Below are 18,821 nucleotides of genomic sequence, written 5' to 3' on the forward strand. Positions count from 1 at the left end.
TTCTACAAAAAGCTTACAAAGTATTACTTCTAACTGCTGTGCTTGAAGGTATACTGTCAAAATGTGACGAACATCACAGATTCGATTGAAGCTCCATGAAACTATGTGGTTTAATCGAAGAAAATTAATTAAGTATTAATATTTGCTTTAGTTGAAGGTTTTTTTGCAATGAATAAAAAAGCACTAGTCACTGGTATTACTGGACAAGATGGCGCCTATCTCGCGCAGCTATTGCTCGAAAAGGGCTATACGGTCTATGGAACTTATCGTCGAACCAGCTCGGTGAACTTTTGGCGTATAGAAGAATTAGGAATCGACAAGCATCCGCAACTCCATTTGGTTGAGTACGACCTGACCGATTTGTCGTCCAGTATTCGATTGATCAAATCAACTGAAGTGAGTGAAGTCTATAACCTCGCTGCGCAAAGTTTTGTCGGCGTCTCTTTTGAGCAGCCGGTGACAACCACCGAAATCACGGGCTTAGGCGCGTTAAATTTATTAGAAGCGATTCGTGTGGTGAACCCAAAAATTCGGTTCTACCAAGCATCGACCTCGGAAATGTTTGGCAAAGTGCAAGCTGTACCGCAGGTAGAAACCACACCGTTTTATCCTCGTAGTCCGTATGGCGTCGCGAAACTCTACGCGCATTGGATGACGATCAATTATCGTGAATCCTACGGAATCTTTGCATGCAGTGGTATTTTGTTTAATCATGAGTCCCCATTGCGGGGTCGTGAATTTGTGACACGTAAAATCACCGACTCAGTCGCAAAAATTAAACTTGGTAAGCTAGATTGCCTAGAGCTTGGAAATATGGATGCGAAACGTGATTGGGGTTTTGCAAAAGAATATGTGGAAGGCATGTGGCGCATGTTACAAGCTGCTGAACCTGACACCTTTGTTCTAGCAACGAATCGCACAGAAACCGTGCGTGATTTTGTCACGATGGCATTTAAAGCAGCCGGATTCCAATTGATGTGGGAAGGTGAAGCAGAAAATGAGATTGCCCGTTGTGCAGAAACGAAGCGAATTTTAGTTAAAGTGAATCCAAAATTTTATCGTCCCGCTGAAGTTGAGTTACTGATTGGTAATCCACAAAAAGCAAAAGATGTACTGGGTTGGGAGCCAACGACCACCTTAGAACAATTGTGCCAAATGATGGTAGACGCAGATTTACAGCGGAATACGCATGGACATTCTTTCTAAATCTAAGCCGCGTCGCCCCCGAGCCCTGATAACGGGCTTGCGTGGCTTTACTGGTGAATATCTAGCCAACGAGTTGCGCGCTCGAGGCTATGATATTTTCGGAACCGCCTATGGCAATGAAGCCTTAGGTCTCGGCGTATATTATGTGGATTTATGCGACCCGTTTGCGCTTCAGGAAGTAGTGAATCAAGTGCAGCCCGATATCGTCGCCCACTTGGCGGCGATTTCGTTTGTAGGACATGGAAATGTCGAAGACATTTACCGAATTAATGTGGTTGGAACGCGTAATTTGTTAGATGCTCTAACTAAACTTTCAACGCCGCCAACGGCAGTGTTGATCGCGAGCAGTGCAAATATTTATGGTAACTCGAGTGCTGGCGTGATTGCTGAAACGGAATTACCCCTTCCCGCCAATGATTATGCGATTAGTAAACTGGCAGTTGAGCATGTTGCTCGCTTGTGGATGGATCGATTACCGATTTTCATTACTCGTCCGTTTAACTACACCGGTGTTGGACAAGCAGAAAATTTCTTGTTGCCGAAAATAGTTGCGCACTTTAAGCGTAAAGCCAACCGCATCGAGTTAGGTAATCTTGATGTCGCACGCGATTTCTCGGATGTTCGCAATGTCGCGAAAGCCTATGCCGAATTACTTTTAAAAGTGCCTGCCGGTGAGACTTTCAATGTTTGTACAGGAAAGGCATACACGCTACGAGAAGTCATTTCAATGGCGGAGAACATCGCTGGTTATAAAATAGAGGTGCAAGTCAACCCAGCCTTTGTACGTGCTAATGAAGTTAGAGTATTAGTTGGAAATGCGATGAAATTGGAAGCATGCATTGGCACCTTACCGTCGATATCTTTGCAACAAACGCTGGAATGGATGTTGAACGATGTCGATGTGTCAGCGGTTTCGCTCGATCAAGTCAAATCCACTCAACAACAGTTGGTCGAGGCGGCGGCTTGAAACTTATCCTCTCGATCGAGGCAATTCATCCGCCTCTGGCCGGAATTGGACGCTATGCTTGGGAGCTCGCAACCCGTGCACCTTTGCATCGGGAAATTGAATCGATTCAATTTATGTCGGACGGTCGCTGGACATCTTTACCCAGTATAGAGGAAGTATCGGGATCAACTCAGCGACTAGACATTCAAACCGAATCAAATCAAGTACCAGAACCGATTCAGTTGAATTATAAGGGGCGTATCCATCGGGCATTGGTGCAATTTCCGGGTGAAATGCGTCGTCGTTTAGGCCGCATTCCTTTGGTCTCCTATGCTTACGGAAAGATCATGCCGCAAGTAGTCAGTGGGCAGTTGAATAAAGTGAAAGAGGGAATCTTTCATGGCCCAAATTACTTTGTTCCGAAAACGCATTTGCCCACTGTCTTGACGATTCATGACTTGTCAATTTATCGGTTTCCCAATTGGCATCCAAAAGCGAGAGTGGAGCGGATGCGAGAAACCATTCCAGCATCGCTACAAAGAACCAATTTGGTGTTAACCGACTCGGAAGCGATTCGTCAGGAGTTAATGCAAGAGTTTGATTTTCCAGCTGAACGGATTAAAACTGTATTGCTCGGCGTTGATCAGATTTATTATCCACGCACGGTTGAAGAACTGCATCCGGTGTTGCATAGATTTGGTCTCTCAGTAAACGCGTATTCTTTGTTCGTATCGACCATCGAGCCACGCAAGAATTTGCAGAATTTGATCGCCGCTTATCGCGCCTTGCCGGCAGCCACGCGACAACGTTGGCCCTTGGTTTTAGTGGGGGGGACAGGCTGGGAAAGTGACGCAATTCATGCTGACATTCTGCGTGCGGAGTCAGAAGGTTGGTTAAAATATCTTGGCTTTGTCGAACAATCAGTCTTACCGCAACTGTATGCGGGTTGTCGCTTATTCACCTATCCTTCTTGGTATGAAGGTTTTGGTTTGCCGATCGCAGAAGCGATGGCCAGCGGTGTTCCTGTGCTGACCTCGAATACCTCGTCGATGCCTGAAGTCGCAAATGGTGCAGCGCTGTTGGTAGATCCTGCCGATAGAGATGATATTCGTCGCGCATTACAACGAGGCTTAGAAGATGATTGTTGGCGTGCGCAAGCCATCGAGCTGGGTTTGCAACGCGCGGCTCAGTTGAGTTGGGACGCCTGCGTGAACAATACGGTTGCGGCTTATCAGTCGGTTTCGGCCATGCGATCATAAGGTGATGCCTATGAAGGTCCTACATTTTTATCGCACGTATTACCCAGATAGTTTTGGCGGAGTGGAGCAAGTCATTCGGCAGATGGTGAATGGTTCCGCTCGATTGGGGATTGATGCCGAAGTCTTAACCCTAACCCGTGATAGAAATAATCTTGAGCTGGAATTTGAAGGTCACCAGGTGCATCGTGCCCCATTGAACTTAGAAATTGCTTCGACGGGCTTTTCTTGGTCGGCACTCGGACGTTTCAAACAATTGGCAGCAAGTGCCGATATTATTCATTACCATTTTCCATGGCCGTTTATGGATTTGGCGCATTTTGCGTGTGGCATCGATAAGCCTAGTGTATTGACTTACCACTCTGATATTGTTCGTCAAAAACATTTATTCAAACTATATCAACCTCTGCAAAATCAATTCTTACAACGCGTTAACAAGATCGTTGCGACCTCGCCGAATTATATGGCGACCAGCCCAACCCTAGCTAAATTTTCTGGCAAGACCGAGGTGATCACTTACGGTTTGGATGAGAGTATTTACCCTCAGCCATCCCCCGGCGTTCTGCAAAAATGGCGTGATCGTTTTCCAGAGCCGTTTTTCTTATTCGTTGGTATGCTGCGTTACTATAAGGGTTTGCATGTCTTGTTGGAGGCAGCCTCAGGCACCTCCATCCCAATTGTTATTTTGGGAGATGGTCCGGTTGAAGCAGAATTGAAAAAACAGGCACAGCATCTCTGCTTGAATAATGTACATTTCTTAGGTGCACTACCTGAAATCGATAAAGTTGCGTTGATGCAGGCATGCTATGGCTTAGCCTTTCCTTCTCATTTGCGTTCCGAAGCATTTGGCATTACTTTGTTAGAAGCTGCCATGTTTGGGAAACCGATGATTTCTTGCGAGATTGGAACGGGTACTTCATATGTGAATTTGCATGAGAAAACTGGCCTTGTTGTTCCGGCTAGTGATCCCCGAGCATTCCGTCAAGCGATGCAATTTTTGTTGGCCCATCCACAACGAGCGGCTGAAATGGGCCAGCAAGCCTACCAGCGCTATCAATCCACCTTTACGGCTTTGCAAATGGCGCAAAGTTATCGGAAGCTATATCAAAGTTTGATCTAAAGCGCTTGTTTCGATGGCACATGCTGAATAGCAAATTGATGAGTTTGCAGTCGATATTGATTTTGTTTGATTCTTGTTAAGTGGCGTCCCGCTCAACTTGGAACTCGGCATTCAGCCAATTTGATCCGATGAACATCGGTTTGTCGACGTTAATCACATCAAAGACGAGTAGGTTGTCTGACCACTCGAAATTTTGTTCAAGATGTGATTCCCCGCGGGTGAGAGCCGTTGTGACGGAGTACGAGCCCGGTCCAAGCTGACAGGTAAATGGCAGGTTAAAAATGAGTTTTTCCCCCGCTTTTAAATCGTATTGAACAAGCTTGGTGTACCACGTATTGCTACCCCAAATAATATGACCTTGTTTGTCACGTAGCATGATGCCGAGTACAAGTTCTGGAATTGCCTGTGCGATTTGTACTTCACAAATTAAAACGACTTGCTGTCCAACAGTGACCGCTGACAAGCCTTGTTTGTTCGCTTGTATCTCATTCGGAATATTCTCCCGATTATTCAAGCCTTCTTGTTCGATGCCTTGTTCGCGAAGATATACTTTGCCGATGCTTGCCGCACCGTTGCCCGAGCGTGTCTTGAGCCAACCTTGTTGATCGCGACTTTGGCTGATTGCAAGCTTGTCGTTTTCCTTTTGAGCGATCATCGCATTGTAGAAGTCAACGACTTCATCTGGCGCGCCTTGCTTTAGCATCTGGCCTTTGTCGATCAAAATAACGTGATCACAGATAGATCGGACATCACCCATGCCATGGGTTACTAATATAATCGAAGTACCTTGTTCCTTAAATTGTTTGATGCGATCAAAGCTGCGATGTTGAAAATAACTATCGCCGACAGAAAGAATTTCATCGACAATCAAAATGTCTGGACGAACCGCTGTAGCAACAGCAAAAGCCAGACGCGCTTGCATCCCACTCGAATAGACACGCAGCGGTTGATCAAAAAAGTCGCCAATTTCAGCAAAAGCTTCAATTCCAAGCATTAGTTGATCGAGTTCAAGCCGGCTAAGACCCATGAGGCCGCCAGCCATATACGCGTTTTGACGTCCGGTAAATTCGGGATTAAATCCTAGACCTAGCTCAAGCATGGCACTCACGGTGCCATCCACAGTGATTTGTCCAACGCTCGGGCGAACTGTTCCGGTGATCATTTTAAGCAAGGTACTTTTACCCGCGCCGTTTTGCCCAATGATTGCAACTGCCTGACCACTTTGTACTTCAAAAGAAATATCTTTGTTTGCCCAATATTCGTAACTCGGTTTGACCTTCATACCCGCCCATGACATCAGGCGGTCAAAGAGGCCAGAGAATTTTGTATAGCATTTACCAATGCCATCAACTTTAAGAACGGGAATTGGTGTTGAGTTCATAGGGCATCCACCAAATCTGCGCTCGCGCGACGGAATATCCAAAACGAAAATACAAACAAACCCAATGCGAACAAGCCGGGTAATATCAGAGTAGATCCGCTGGTAACTCGACCGAGCAATAACGCATCCTGATAAATTCGTACCAGCGCGGTCATTGGGTTGATTGCCAATAAAAATTGAAAACGTTCTGGCAAGCTATTCGCGGTGTAGACCACGGGCGTTAACCAGAACCATAATTGCATCACGATCCCCATCACTTGACTAACGTCTCGCGAGAAAACATTGAGCAAGCCAAGTAGGATGCCGATCCCAAAAGCGAGCATCACGATGAGTAGCATACCAAATGGTAAAACCAACCATGCTAGATTTGGCGGATGGCCCAAGAAAGCAAATACCACCAAGATCGCGGCCAATAAAAGCAGGTGATTGAGTAGGGCACTTCCGCCAACGATCAATGGTAGACAAAGACGTGGGAAGGCGATTTTCTTCAATGTGTTCGCGTAGTCGATGAAGACATTCGTGCAACGATTCAAGATTTCGGCAAATAATCCCCAGGCAGCTGTACCTGCCATTAAGTAAACGGCATAAGCGGACTTGCTTTCGATCTGTGGCAATTTAGCGGCTAGTACTTCGGAAAGTACAATCGCAAAAATACTAGCTTGCGCCAAGGGATTCAAAATCATCCATAGCGCACCTAATTTGCTGCGCGCGAATCGACCACGAAATTCTGCTTGAATTGACGACAGCATAAAGTGGCGGAAGCGCCAAAGTGATAGAAGGACAGCTTTCAAGGCATTTGCTTTCGCTTAATTTAGATATCGAGACGGCCATAAATATCGCCAAACCGAACGATATCATCTTCGCCTAAATAGCTACCCGACTGCACTTCAATGACTTCTAACTCAGCATCAGTCGTGTTCTCGAGACGATGTTTCACGCCTCGTGGAATATAGGTTGATTGATTCGCTTGTAAAGTCATGACCTCATCACCGCGCGTGACTTTAGCCGTACCAGCGACAACAATCCAATGTTCGGCGCGATGTTGATGCATTTGCATGGATAAGCTGCCACCAGGTTTGACGACAATCCGCTTGACCTGAAAATGCTCTCCGCGGTCAACTGAGTCGTAGTGTCCCCAAGGACGATAAACTTTGCGATGATTGTCTGTCAGCGCTTGATGGCTGTCTTTCAAACGCGTAATAATCCGTTTGATATTGCTGGTATTCGCTTTATTCGTGACCAATACCGCATCCGGCGTTTCGACTACGATGACATCTTCGAGTCCGAGGCAGGCGAGCAGACGACTATCGGACATTAATAGACAATTGCGAGAGTCCTCGACTAGAACATCACCACGCAAGGAATTGCCGTTTTCGTCTTTATTGGAGACTTGCCACACGGCATCCCAAGCTCCGACGTCTGACCAAGCCGCGTTGAATGGCACTACGCATGCTGAAATTCCAAGCTCTGGAGCGCTAGCTAATTTTTCCATTACGGCGTAGTCGATCGAGTCGGATGGACATGCTGCAAATGCCTCTTTGTCGATACGAACGAAATCGCAATCTGATTTGGCTAATTTGAATGAAGTTTGACAAGCCTCGAACATTGCAGGATTGAAGTGCGCAATCGCTCTTAACCAAACACTCGCGCGCATCATGAAAATTCCACTATTCCATACGTGTTGCCCGTTCTTGACATATTCTTGTGCTAATTCTACGTGGGGCTTTTCCACGAAGCTTTTTAATTCGAGTGCAATACTTTGATCGAGTTGCTTGCCGAGCAAAATATAGCCATAACCTGTTTCAGGACGATCAGGTACGATGCCAAAGGTGACCATTGCCCCAGCGCTAGCTTGAGGTAAGCCTGCCGCGATCGCTTGGTAGAAACCCTCTTCATCGCCAATTTGGTGATCAGCCGGCATGATCAGCAAAATACTATCGTTGTCATTTTGGCTGGCAGCTAATGCGGCCAAGGTCACAGCTGGCGCGGTATTTCTGCCAAATGGTTCTAATAATAAAGTAGAGTCAGTGCAACCGACTTCGCGCAATTGTTCCGCCGTAATAAAACGATATTCTTCATTGCAAACAACGATTACTCGCGAGCTGACAGTCGCTGCACCTTGAAAATTTTGTACGCGTAAAGCGGTTGCTTGCAGCATCGTTTCATTGTTGAACAATGCGAGCAATTGCTTAGGATGTTTGTCGCGTGAAAGTGGCCAGAGACGAGTGCCTGAGCCTCCGGAGAGAATGACGGGTTGCAATAACATGAATATCTTTCTTAATTTTGTCCAAGTCCTCATCCAGCATGGATGATGCAAATCAGACCAAAGGACAGAAGCGAGTAAGAGCGTCGCTGAAAAGTCGCCTATTGTACATCCAGACTTGGCGTAAAATTTGGCGAAGTTTGTCTAATATTTGTGTAAATAATAATTATATGTCAAACACGCTGAATTTCAGCTTGATCACGTATACTCTCCACTTTATTGAAATACTCAGGTCTTTACTACGCCTATGAAAGCTCATCAATCCACGGAACCTGCAGAGGCGATGTTGGCGGAACGAATAAGGATGAATGCGCACCCACAGAAATCGGGTAGCCAAACGCCCCAAGCTGGGTCGACCGCAATGCTTGAATCGCTTTTTCAATCATCAAGTGTTGATGTCATACACGAAATTCGAAGCAGGTTTCCATACAGGCCGAGCCATCTCGATCAAACACTTAGTGAGCAGGCTGCAGATTGTGGACTCACACAATCGAGTTCATATTTAAAACGAAAATGGCGAGCAATGACGAAGAAGGATGCTTCACTGAGTCAGCGTGTTAGGGCAATCCCATTGTTGGGATATTGCTTGGTATGGCTCAAAGCCTTGATTCGCCTTCCAGTTACACGTCAACAACACACTTTCGCTTTGGCTGATTTAGAACGGAGAATTGGTCTGCAGGCAGAAGATTTACGTCGATTACATGAACGCGTCGATGCACTGGAGCCTCTACTTGAGCTCGTTTATGTGCAAGTTGTAGAGCAGACGAATCGCACAGTGCAGGCCGCCGAATCCGGGTTGAGTAAGCGATTGCAGCAATACGATATGCTCGACCTCGGTGCCCGCGTAATGCGTTTGGAAAAAAAAGTCGGCAGTCGGGAGTTTCGCACTTTGCTGCATCGTGCAAGTCGGTATTCGGAGTCCCCTGACAAAAACAAAAAACGGGTAGATGAAGCGCCAACAGAATTGACCAAAATGGCGAGCCCTGAGCACAGTTTGTCTGCCGAGACTAGCCACGCAATACTTGTCAATCCAAGGCCTGTACAAAGTCAGTCGCCTTCTACTTTTGACGTTGATGCCTTTTATTATGAATTCGAGCAAGCGTTTCGTGGCGATGAGTATGCAATTGCACAGCGCCAACGAGTGTACATTGACTACCTGCAAGACTTTTTGACCTTAAGTAAATCAGACCGTTCTTTGTTCGTCGATCTCGGTTGTGGGCGCGGCGAGTGGTTGAGTTTGTTAAAGGAGATCGGCATTCCAGCTTTAGGGATTGATCTCAACGCAGATAAAGTGCAAGCATGCCGTGCCATCGGATTGCAGGCTGAAGTAGCCGATGCGCTTGGATTTTTATCGCAACAAGCCAGCGACAGTTTAGGTGGTGTAACCGCCTTTCACTTGATTGAACATATTTCATTCGAAAGCTTAATTGCGTTATTCGATTCAGCATATCGCGCGTTGCGTCCAGGCGGAATACTAATTTTTGAGACCCCCAATCCTGAAAATTTGATCACGGGAGCATGTAACTTCTACTACGACCCGAGTCATCTCAAACCAATCGTGCCAGATGTCGCAGTTTTTATGGCCAAGCAGCGAGGATTTGCTAAGGCACAAATTGTGCGTTTAAATCCATTCGAAGACCACTATCAGTTGCCAGAGACAGACGCGAGCGCGCGAGTGCTGAATCAATACCTGTTTGGCCCGCGAGATTATGCTTTGATCGCTAGGAAGTAATATGGCAGTGAAGTCTATCCATCAATTTATTTCAGCAACACAGCTTGATGCCACTTCATTAGCATTGGCGTTGGAAGTACAAAAAAAAATACAAGGATTGGGTCTTCATTCAACGATCTTTTCGGATTTTATTCCCGCACAGTTTCCTGATGTATCCGCACTTAGATCGATCCAAGAATTGAAGTCAGATTCTTCAATCATTATGTTGATTGATGGTCACGATGTGGAGCAAGTACCTGTTTTAGCCGATATTAAATGTTTGCAACTAGCGCAGTTTTTAAGTTTGCATAAGGCTGAAATGGCTCGTTCCCCGTCACCGGAACAAGTTTCGAATACACGCTTTTTGCTTGAGCGTTGTCGTGATGCATGTTTGATTGTGACGCCATTGTCGCGTGCGCCGTTGGCGGCAGGGGTAGATGCTTGGGAAGCCACAGTCGAGCAAGTTTCTATCATGCTGGGACGTTTGAAAGCGTTGACCGATTTACCCTTGCGTGTTGTGCTTGTGGGTAGCGAGCTTTCTAATGCTCAAACAAAAATAATCCAACAACATATCGCGACTTCTGCCTTCAACAGTGACATCGTATTGCAGGTGATCAGCGATTTCGATACAAGTCCGCAAAATCAAAGTCGAGATCAAGATCAAGGCGTCCATCAAGACCCAATATGGATTGAGACAAGCACTTGGCCTCAAATTTTATGTTTTGCCGATATGGTATGGCTACCGGAGTCGAACGATTGCACAGCTAAGGTTTGCCGCTATGCGACCGCCTACCATGTACCGATTGTGGCGTGTGAAAATGAGATCATGCGTCGAGAGTTTGGGACGGGTATGAAGAATAACCTGTTCCTCTCAAATACAGTTTCGGCGCAAGAGCAAGCGTCAGTGTTGTTAACTTTGCTTAAAGAGCCGAGATTGCGGGCTTTTCAAGTTCAACTTCAAGATCGTGCTTGGAGACGACAAGCACTCCAGCGGAGTTTAGATCGGATCGATCCGAGTTGTGTTCTTGCGTTGGATTTGAATGAGTTCAACGTTGAGGCTGAGTCATGGCTCATCGAAGGCCCATGCGATAGTCACTATAGTTTGGCAATCGTCAATCGTGAATTGGCAAGAGGGCTGAAAAAACTCGATGCGCCGCATTTGTCTATCGCATTGCGTAGTATGGAAGGTCATGGAGATTTTGACGCTGCTGCTGATTTTGTTAACGCGAATCCAGACTGCGCGGAAATGCTCACATTTGCGAAGCAGATAGGTATACCTTCAGTTGCCGCGAGATTTTGTTATCCGCCACATGTTGCGAATATGGTGGCGCAGACCAAGCTTATCCACTCTTATGGTTGGGAGGAAACGGGTTTCCCACAACATTACGTCGCTGAATTTAATCGACGCTTGAATGGCGTTGCCGTTTTGTCGAATACCGTTGCGAAGATATTGCGGGATAGTGGCGTTCGTATTCCTATTGCTGTGACAGGCGCTGGTGTCGACCAGTATCAAGAACAAGAACAAGGTTTGAGCGTTAGCGCTGCAACGCGCTTGCGCGAGGCCCGTCGATTTCAATTCCTGCATGTTTCTTCTTGTTTTCCACGCAAAGGTGTCGATGTTCTATTGCGCGCCTATGGCGCAGCTTTCCGAGCTGACGATGATGTGAGCCTGATCATCAAGACATTTAGTAATCCGCATAACCAAGTTGCCCAGGATTTACAATTTTTACGCGATGCAGATCGCCATTTTCCGCACGTGCTCCTGATTGAAGAAGAATGGTCGCATGCAGACATGAGTGCTTTGTATCAACAAGCGAATGTGTTTGTTGCCCCAAGTCGTGGAGAAGGATTTGGCTTGCCGATCGCAGAAGCCATGCTCTACGGAGTGCCGGTGATAACGACTGCTTGGGGTGGTCAGACGGATTTTTGTACTGAGAAAACAGCATGGTTATGTGACTACACTTTTGCAAAAGCGAATACCCATTTAGGGCTGACCCATTCTTTGTGGGCAGAGCCGGACGTGAAGCACCTCACGCAACAATTACGCGAATTGTATCAAAGTACTTTTCCTAATATTACTTCGCTGGTGCAAGCTAAAGTCGATGCGGCACGGACTTTAATACAAGAGAAATTTGGGTGGCAGCAAACTGCACAAAATCTTCGAAGCTTGGTCTGTGCGATCCATCAACAGCCTCTTGTGCGTAAGGAACCGCAGATCGCTTGGATTAGTTCATGGAACGCTCGATGTGGTATCGCGAATTATTCGCATTTTTTGACACAAAATTTTCCAGCACATCGGCTACACGTGTTGGCAAATCATATTCCAGAACGAACAGGAATTGATCAAGACTTTGTTCTACGTTCTTGGGAAATCGCCTATGATGAAAACTTGGAAAACGCGATAGATTACATTAGCGAACACCAGATTTCGGCCGTTGTTGTTCAATATAATTTTGGTTTTTTCTCGCCGGAAAATTTAGGACTTTTCATCCAGTCTATGCACGATCTCGGCGTCGCCGTTTATGTGTTTTTCCATTCGACTGCGGATGTTTTTTTTGGCGGCCGACATTTTGCCTTGAAGAATATACAGCCCTCTCTGAGGCAAGTCGAACGCATCTTTGTGCACAGTATTGAAGACATGAACCGTCTTAAAGATTTGGGATTGGTTGAACAACTTTGTTATTTTCCGCACGGTATTGCACCTGTGCCCTCCAATTTGCCAGCACCGAGCGCGAAGCGCGTGATTGCTTCCTACGGCTTTTTGTTACCGCACAAAGGAATACAGCAACTTATCCGAGCTTTTGCAGCGTTAGAGCCCGAACGCAATGATTTGCATTTGCTGCTATTGAATGCCTTATATCCTGTTCCAGTATCTCAAGACGAGGCCAACGCCTGTCTTCAATTAATTGCGCAACTGGGTTTGCAATCACGGGTTTGTTTGAAGACGGATTTTATGGCAGATGCCGATGTTTTACAGTTGCTGGCACAAGCAGAGGTGATTGTTTTTCCTTATCAGCACACGCAAGAATCGTCGAGTGCCGCAACGCGCGTTGGTTTGACTGCGGGGCGACCAGTTCTTGTGACACCGCTCGCCATTTTCTCGGATGTAGAAGAAGCCGTACATCGATTATCTGGAACAGAGCCTGAGCAGATTGCTGAAGGAATCCGCTATTTTCTCGAGAATCCTCATGTTGCATCAGAAAAGGCCGAACAGGTGGCGGCATGGATACGGGAAAGAAGTTGGCCACATTTGTCGAACCGCTTGTTAAATATCATCGATGGAATAGCCAATCCCTTGGAGCATTATGTTAGGTAGTTTTCGCCTTTTTTTAGCGCTTTGCGTCGCATTGAGTCACGCCAACTTTCGAGTCTTGGAACTCAATCCCGGTGTCATTGCAGTCGTGTGTTTTTACATGATCTCCGGTTTTGTGATGACAGCATTGATACGCCAACACTATGTAGGTGGCCAAAAAATAGTTGGCTTTTATCTCGATAGAGCGCTGCGTTTATATCCTCAGTATTTGTTTATTGCCGGGATTACCTTAATCTGGTTTTATCTGAGTGGACATCGGACAGACTTTTTGCAGTTCCCGCCAGCGATGCAAGAGTACTTGTCGAATTTGCTCCTCGTACCACTCAACTACTACATGTTTAATAATAGTCATTTGTTTACTCTGATCCCACCTGCTTGGTCACTTGGTGCCGAGATCCAGTTTTACCTATTGATACCTATTTTGATCTTATTTCGATTGCGCTATATTTGCTTGCTTCTGTCAGGAGGGATCTTTTTGTTTGCTTGTTGGGGAACAATCAATACCGAATTTTATGCTTATCGATTGTTGCCTGGTGTCTTATTGTTTTTTATGCTGGGTTCCGTTTTTTATGATTTGCGAGCGGAAAAAACGAAGGCAGCTTTTTGGGGAATATCGATACTAATTTTTTGTGGAGTGCTGTGGGGAATATTAAGTCAGTTTGGCCATCTACTATTACCTTATAATCGCGAAGTCATTATTGGCCTGCTGATTGGTGCGGCAGCGCTGTTTTTCCTCGCTCCATTGAAACAAGTCGCGTGGGATAATCGCCTTGGTGATCTCTCCTACGGCGTATTTCTAAATCATTTTTTTATTCAATGGGCGGTGTTGGGCGTGCCTAAAACGCTGATTGCGTGGTGTGCTTACGTTACGCTCAGTTTGAGTTTGGCTTGGGTGACGCAGCGTTTGGTTGAGCAGCCAGTTTTGCTATGGCGTCGTCAATTGCGTCTTTCAAATTGAGTGATATCTGCCGCGATTCGATTGGATTAATTAAGTTTTATTATTCTCGCCTTCGTCCATGCCGACAGTTGCAACCTGCTTGAGTTTCTCAGGACGTTTGACAATGAGGATGGTCCCTTTTTTTTCCAGCACATTCATTTTCATGAGAGTATGAATCGCGCGAGAAACCGTTTCGCGGCTGGTGTTGACCATAATCGCGATTTCATGCTGCTTGGGCAAACCTTCGATGACTTGGCCATCTTTTGATTCGCGCACGAATGTTTGTAGTTGTGCGAAGACACGTTGGAATGCATTCGGAATGCTAAGGAGTGTACGTTGGTTGGAGGCAGCCCTAACGATTTGAGCGAAATGCGTCATCAAGCGTTTCGCAATCAAAGGATGATGAAAAATCAGATCGCGTGCATGATTGCTCGGTAGAAATGCGACTTCAGAGAGTTTGACTGAAATGACAGAGGCGGAGCGCGGTTGCCCGTCAATCACTGATAATTCGCCAAAATATGCGCCAGGCAAAATGAAATGGATGCCAATTTCTCGACCTTCTTCACTAAGATCGACGACTTGTAATTTTCCATTTAGCAAAAAACCAAGGCTGTCCGCGATTTCACCTTTGCGCATCACAATATCATGGCTCAAGTAGCTGCGGCTCGACATCAAGCCCGCTACTTTTGCAAGTGTAGCTTCGTCAAAGTCTTTAAATAGTGGAATACTCGCAGCAACGTGTAAAGCAATAGGCATGAATGAATTGTGTTTATATCAAGTTAACGGTTATGTGGTTGAGCCCTGCGTCAACCGATCTCGATTGGATAGCGTTCCAATTACTACGTTTTGAAATCGGATGACGCATCTCGACGTTCGAAAAGTAGATGTTGCTAATGTTAATTTTTTCGAGTTTTAGGCCTAAAGTAACGCAAAAAAAGTGACGAAAAGCAAATTGGACGTAGAAATATCCCATATAAACAACAGGATACCAAAAATAAGTTAGAATCAGGTGTAAAGTTAAGAGCGTGCTAGATTGTAAACTTATTTTGTGTTCAATTAAATTTAAATTGAAGACCGTGTGTAGTTTCCGGGCAAGAGTTCTGCAAGCTCGCCAAAAGTCAAAAATCAAAAACAGGGCAATGTGTTGTGCACCAGTAGCGCATTGGCATGTGGCAAAAGCCATTACTGCTTAAAGCCCAAGTTATGCGACAAATGTTAGTAAGTCAGTTAGTTTTTAGAGGTAGTAGTTATGCGTACATGGTTGAATCATATTAGAGCTGGCTTTTTCGTGTTGTTCTTCGCGATGGCAATGCCTTTGTGCGCTTGGGCAAATGAAGTTGCGGGAACGGTTTCTTTTGTTATTGGTGAAGCAAGCACACTAACAAACGGGCAGAAGCAAGCAATTTCTCGCGGAGATGCGATTAAAGCGGGACAGACGATCGCTACGGGTGTGAATGGGCATGTTCACATTAAATTGATCGATGGTGCTTTCGTCAGTATTCGTCCCTCATCACGTTTCGTTATTGAAGAATACAAATACGATGCTGAACAACCAAAGAACAGCCGCATTAAATTCAATTTAGAACAAGGCACGGCGCGTAGTATTACGGGTAAAGCGGGTGAGGCATCGAAGGAATCTTACCGTTTAAATACGCCTTTGGCTGCGATTGGAATTCGCGGCACGGATTTTGTTGTACATACGGAGCAAAGCGTGACACGTGTTGTCGTGCAAAGTGGTGCAATTGTGATGTCCCCGCTAAGTCAAGAATGTTTATCGAGCGCGTTTGGCCCTTGCAACACAGCGACAGCACGCGTACTGACTGCTGCAATGCGCGATGCGTATTTAGAGTTACGTAATCACAAAGATGCGCCGATTTTGGTACCAGCTGAAAAGTCTCTGAACTCGCCTAATCTGATCGCTCCGCCGCGTCCAGAAGAACCTGTAGCTGAACGCAACGGCAAGGCGGCGAATAATACGCCACCTGTGGATGCGACCCAGATCGTGACAGCGACGAATATTGCAAACAAGATTGATAGTTTAGCGAATGCAGTCAAACCAGAGCCCAAGCCAGAACCAGTCATTCCTGCCAAAATTTGGTGGGGACGTTGGGACGGTAGTTCGACAAATATGGAAGGGACGATCACCTCAGCGATGTCACCTGACCGTGAAGTGGTAATGGGAACGGCTTTGTTCGGGATTTTCCGTGAAGCAGGCGAAACCTTTGTACCTAGCTCGGGCGTTGCCAAATTCAAATTGGCTGCGTCAGAGTCTTATTTGATGTCAGCGGATCGCTCACTGACTGCTGCTTCGATTTTGAATCCGAGTTTGACAGTGGATTTTGCGAATCGTCGTTTTGACACAGCGTTGAATGTGAAGACGCAAGATGGCTTGGTCACGGAAATTCGTGCCGGTGGTGAAGTTACTTGGCAAGGTTTGTTTATCACTGAAACTGCAAGCCCCGATACGCTTGTGTTGGGTTCGTTATCAAAAAATAGCGATCAGGCGGGGTATTTATTTCAGCGCTCACTCAATGGCGGGACGTCCATAGTTGGCGCAACACGTTGGGTGCAATAAACAGCTTTTGAAGCAGTTTTCGAAACAGTTTTTGAAAGTGTTCATTTGATTCGTCAATTCGATTCACCAATTAACCCATCGAGTAATCTGGTGGGTATTCGATTCAGCAAAAGTCAGGAGCGCGCTCCTGACTTTTGCTTTTGAGGGCAGATGTATGTCGAGAGCTTTGCTGCGTTTTGCTGCAATTTTGACGGTTTTGCTCGTCACGATTTTTTCGCGCCAACTCTTCCCAGACTTCACAGCACCAATCGAAAATACCCTTAGCGATTGGCGTACTCGGGCTGCCATTCAGTATAGTGATTGGCAGGCACATTCTGCAAAATTGGATCGCTACGAACAGCGACTAGTGTTGATTGATATTGACGAAAAGAGCGTTGCAGAGCAGGGGCCTTGGCCTTGGCCGCGAGATAAGGTGGCAGCATTGATCGCGAATTTGGTCGATCACTATGGCGTCGCTGGCGTTGCACTCGACATCGTATTTCCCGAAGCGCGAAATCAAGACAAAATATTGGCGGAGCAAATGCAAAGGCCGGAAATTACTGGCGCTGTTGTTTATGACTTGCAGGATCGGCGATTACCTGAATTGTCTGGTCGTCTGCCAGAATCCTATCCGATTCAATTGGCAGTGAACGCCCCACGTTTTAGTGGTATTCCCGTGACCAGTAATCACGCGGCAATCATGCCTGCGCGAGTCGGACATATTACCCCTATCTATGATGCCGATGGCTCTATCCGACACGTTCCGCCCATCTTGTGTCAACGCAATGCTACGGTGATGTGTCGCCCTCTATTGGAAATCCAAGCATTTGCGGCACTCATGGAAAATCCCAATTTTAAGTTGCAGGCGGGTACGGGATTGTTTGCTGCGTCATGGGAACTATTGATTCAAGATGGACCGGAAGCGGTGGTCGCAACGATACCACTCAACAAAGATGGTGCAATCGTTGTGCCATACCGCCATTCGCAGCATGATTGGTTGGCAATCTCTGCGAGCGATATTTTGGAGCGGCGTTCTTCTTCGAAAGCACTAAAAGGAACAATTGCGCTGATTGGTTCGACTGCTTTGGGCATGGCTGACGTCATCGTGACGCCCTCTAACCCAGAGGCCTCCGGCATGATCGCTCATGCGGAGGTCTTATCTGCACTATTTGATGAGGGATTTATTTTTGAGCCACGCTGGGTAAGTTTGTTAGTTTTTATTATCTTATTGCCTTTGGTGCTGGTCTTGGAGTTCGCCATGCGTCGAATCAAGCGCCCTGCGGTATTGACCTTGTTTTATCCGTCATGGCTGGCATTCGCGTGGAGTGGCAGCATGCTGATTGCCATGGTGTGTTTTATTCAATGGAAATGGCAAATTCCTTTAACCCCATTATTTTTATTTCCACCGTTGATGATTTTGACTGCAATTTTGTTTGCATTGCATCGTTCAAATATAGAACGCGTCGGGGTGTTTGGGCTACTTGCCACTTATTTGCCAAAAGAAGTCGCAAAGCGTTTAACCACAACAGAAGGCGGGTCAAAGAAACCTAATACGGCACTTGACGCAACACGACGTGAAATCACGGTGTTATTTGCCGATATTCGAGGGTTCACTGGCTTGGTTGAGAATGCAAGGCCTGAGGTGGTTGCGATCTTGATGCATAAAATATTTAGCGAAATGGCGGCTGCCGTGGTAAATCATCATGGGACGATCGACAAATTTATTGGCGATGCTGTGATGGCGTTTTGGAATGCGCCCGAAGATGACCCCGAGCATGCTTTGCATGCATTTGCCGCTGCGAAAGAAATGCACCAAAGGATAGTTCATCTCGATACGTTTTGCCGTAGTTTAGGCATTGAACCTGTCAGTGTTGGTATTGGAATTGAAACGGGCCTCGCTTTGGTCGGTAACTTTGGTTCCGAGCATCGACGCACCTACACAGCGTTAGGGGAGGCTGTCGTGTTGGCGAGTCGGATTGAAGGCCTCTCGGCACAGTATCAAGCTCACATTTTGATCGGTGCGCGGTGCGCGAGCTTCTTGCCGCAGGCTGGCTTGCGACATTTAGGTTCTGCAACGATACGTGGCAGGCTGCAATCGGTGGATGTGTTTGCACCCAAAGAGGATTGATTTCGA

The 18,821-nt window shown here is 46.4% G+C and carries 13 protein-coding genes; 9 read left to right on the top strand and 4 right to left on the bottom strand.

Annotated features, from left to right (window positions below):
- Window positions 1–168: 168 nt before the first annotated feature.
- From gmd to KDM90_RS15840, 4 genes are read left to right on the top strand one after another with little or no spacing between them, the layout of a single operon-like run.
- Complete coding sequence (gmd, locus tag KDM90_RS15825; RefSeq protein WP_212676607.1) at window positions 169–1,206, top strand: GDP-mannose 4,6-dehydratase; 1,038 nt, start codon at window positions 169–171, stop codon at window positions 1,204–1,206.
- Window positions 1,190–2,173, top strand: coding sequence for a GDP-mannose 4,6-dehydratase (locus KDM90_RS15830; RefSeq protein WP_212676608.1), 984 nt, complete (start codon window positions 1,190–1,192; stop codon window positions 2,171–2,173). Before gmd ends, KDM90_RS15830 begins: the two co-directional genes overlap by 17 nt.
- On the top strand, window positions 2,170–3,411 hold the full coding sequence (locus KDM90_RS15835) for a glycosyltransferase family 4 protein (protein WP_212676609.1): 1,242 nt from the start codon (window positions 2,170–2,172) through the stop codon (window positions 3,409–3,411). The genes KDM90_RS15830 and KDM90_RS15835 overlap by 4 nt, the downstream gene beginning before the upstream one ends.
- Window positions 3,412–3,421: 10 nt before the next feature.
- Window positions 3,422–4,528, top strand: coding sequence for a glycosyltransferase family 4 protein (locus KDM90_RS15840; RefSeq protein ID WP_212676610.1), 1,107 nt, complete (start codon window positions 3,422–3,424; stop codon window positions 4,526–4,528).
- Window positions 4,529–4,604: 76 nt separating this feature from the next.
- On the opposite strand, the gene KDM90_RS18370 is transcribed toward KDM90_RS15840, so the two are convergent.
- From KDM90_RS18370 to KDM90_RS15855, 3 genes are read right to left on the bottom strand one after another with little or no spacing between them, the layout of a single operon-like run.
- Window positions 4,605–5,909: an ABC transporter ATP-binding protein gene (locus KDM90_RS18370; protein ID WP_329605336.1), complete on the bottom strand. Its 1,305-nt coding sequence runs from the start codon at window positions 5,907–5,909 to the stop codon at window positions 4,605–4,607.
- Entirely contained in the window at window positions 5,906–6,700 is a 795-nt protein-coding gene (locus KDM90_RS15850) for an ABC transporter permease (protein WP_212676611.1), read from the bottom strand. The genes KDM90_RS18370 and KDM90_RS15850 overlap by 4 nt, the downstream gene beginning before the upstream one ends.
- Before the next feature lie 20 nt (window positions 6,701–6,720).
- Window positions 6,721–8,175, bottom strand: coding sequence for a mannose-1-phosphate guanylyltransferase/mannose-6-phosphate isomerase (locus tag KDM90_RS15855; protein WP_212676612.1), 1,455 nt, complete (start codon window positions 8,173–8,175; stop codon window positions 6,721–6,723).
- A gap of 520 nt (window positions 8,176–8,695) precedes the next feature.
- Between KDM90_RS15855 and KDM90_RS15860 the strand changes: the two genes are divergently transcribed.
- Genes KDM90_RS15860 through KDM90_RS15870 form a run of 3 tightly spaced genes read left to right on the top strand, consistent with a single transcriptional unit; the run spans window position 8,696 to window position 14,154 of the window.
- Window positions 8,696–9,904, top strand: coding sequence for a class I SAM-dependent methyltransferase (locus KDM90_RS15860; RefSeq protein ID WP_212676613.1), 1,209 nt, complete (start codon window positions 8,696–8,698; stop codon window positions 9,902–9,904).
- Window position 9,905: 1 nt separating this feature from the next.
- Entirely contained in the window at window positions 9,906–13,199 is a 3,294-nt protein-coding gene (locus tag KDM90_RS15865) for a glycosyltransferase family 4 protein (RefSeq protein ID WP_212676614.1), read from the top strand.
- Complete coding sequence (locus KDM90_RS15870) at window positions 13,189–14,154, top strand: acyltransferase family protein (RefSeq protein WP_212676615.1); 966 nt, start codon at window positions 13,189–13,191, stop codon at window positions 14,152–14,154. The genes KDM90_RS15865 and KDM90_RS15870 overlap by 11 nt, the downstream gene beginning before the upstream one ends.
- Window positions 14,155–14,184: 30 nt before the next feature.
- Here KDM90_RS15870 and KDM90_RS15875 read toward each other — a convergent pair whose 3' ends face one another.
- Window positions 14,185–14,889, bottom strand: coding sequence for a Crp/Fnr family transcriptional regulator (locus KDM90_RS15875; protein WP_212676616.1), 705 nt, complete (start codon window positions 14,887–14,889; stop codon window positions 14,185–14,187).
- A 493-nt stretch (window positions 14,890–15,382) separates the two neighbouring features.
- Between KDM90_RS15875 and KDM90_RS15880 the strand changes: the two genes are divergently transcribed.
- Window positions 15,383–16,708 carry a FecR family protein gene (locus tag KDM90_RS15880; protein ID WP_212676617.1) on the top strand — a complete coding sequence of 442 codons (1,326 nt, stop codon included), beginning with the start codon at window positions 15,383–15,385 and terminating at the stop codon, window positions 16,706–16,708.
- A 154-nt stretch (window positions 16,709–16,862) separates the two neighbouring features.
- Entirely contained in the window at window positions 16,863–18,815 is a 1,953-nt protein-coding gene (locus KDM90_RS15885) for a CHASE2 domain-containing protein (protein ID WP_212676618.1), read from the top strand.
- Window positions 18,816–18,821 lie beyond the last annotated feature (6 nt).

It is taken from the genome of Affinundibacterium fentianense, from assembly GCF_018139545.1.
GTDB classification, from domain to species: Bacteria; Pseudomonadota; Gammaproteobacteria; order Burkholderiales; family Burkholderiaceae_D; genus Undibacterium; species Undibacterium fentianense.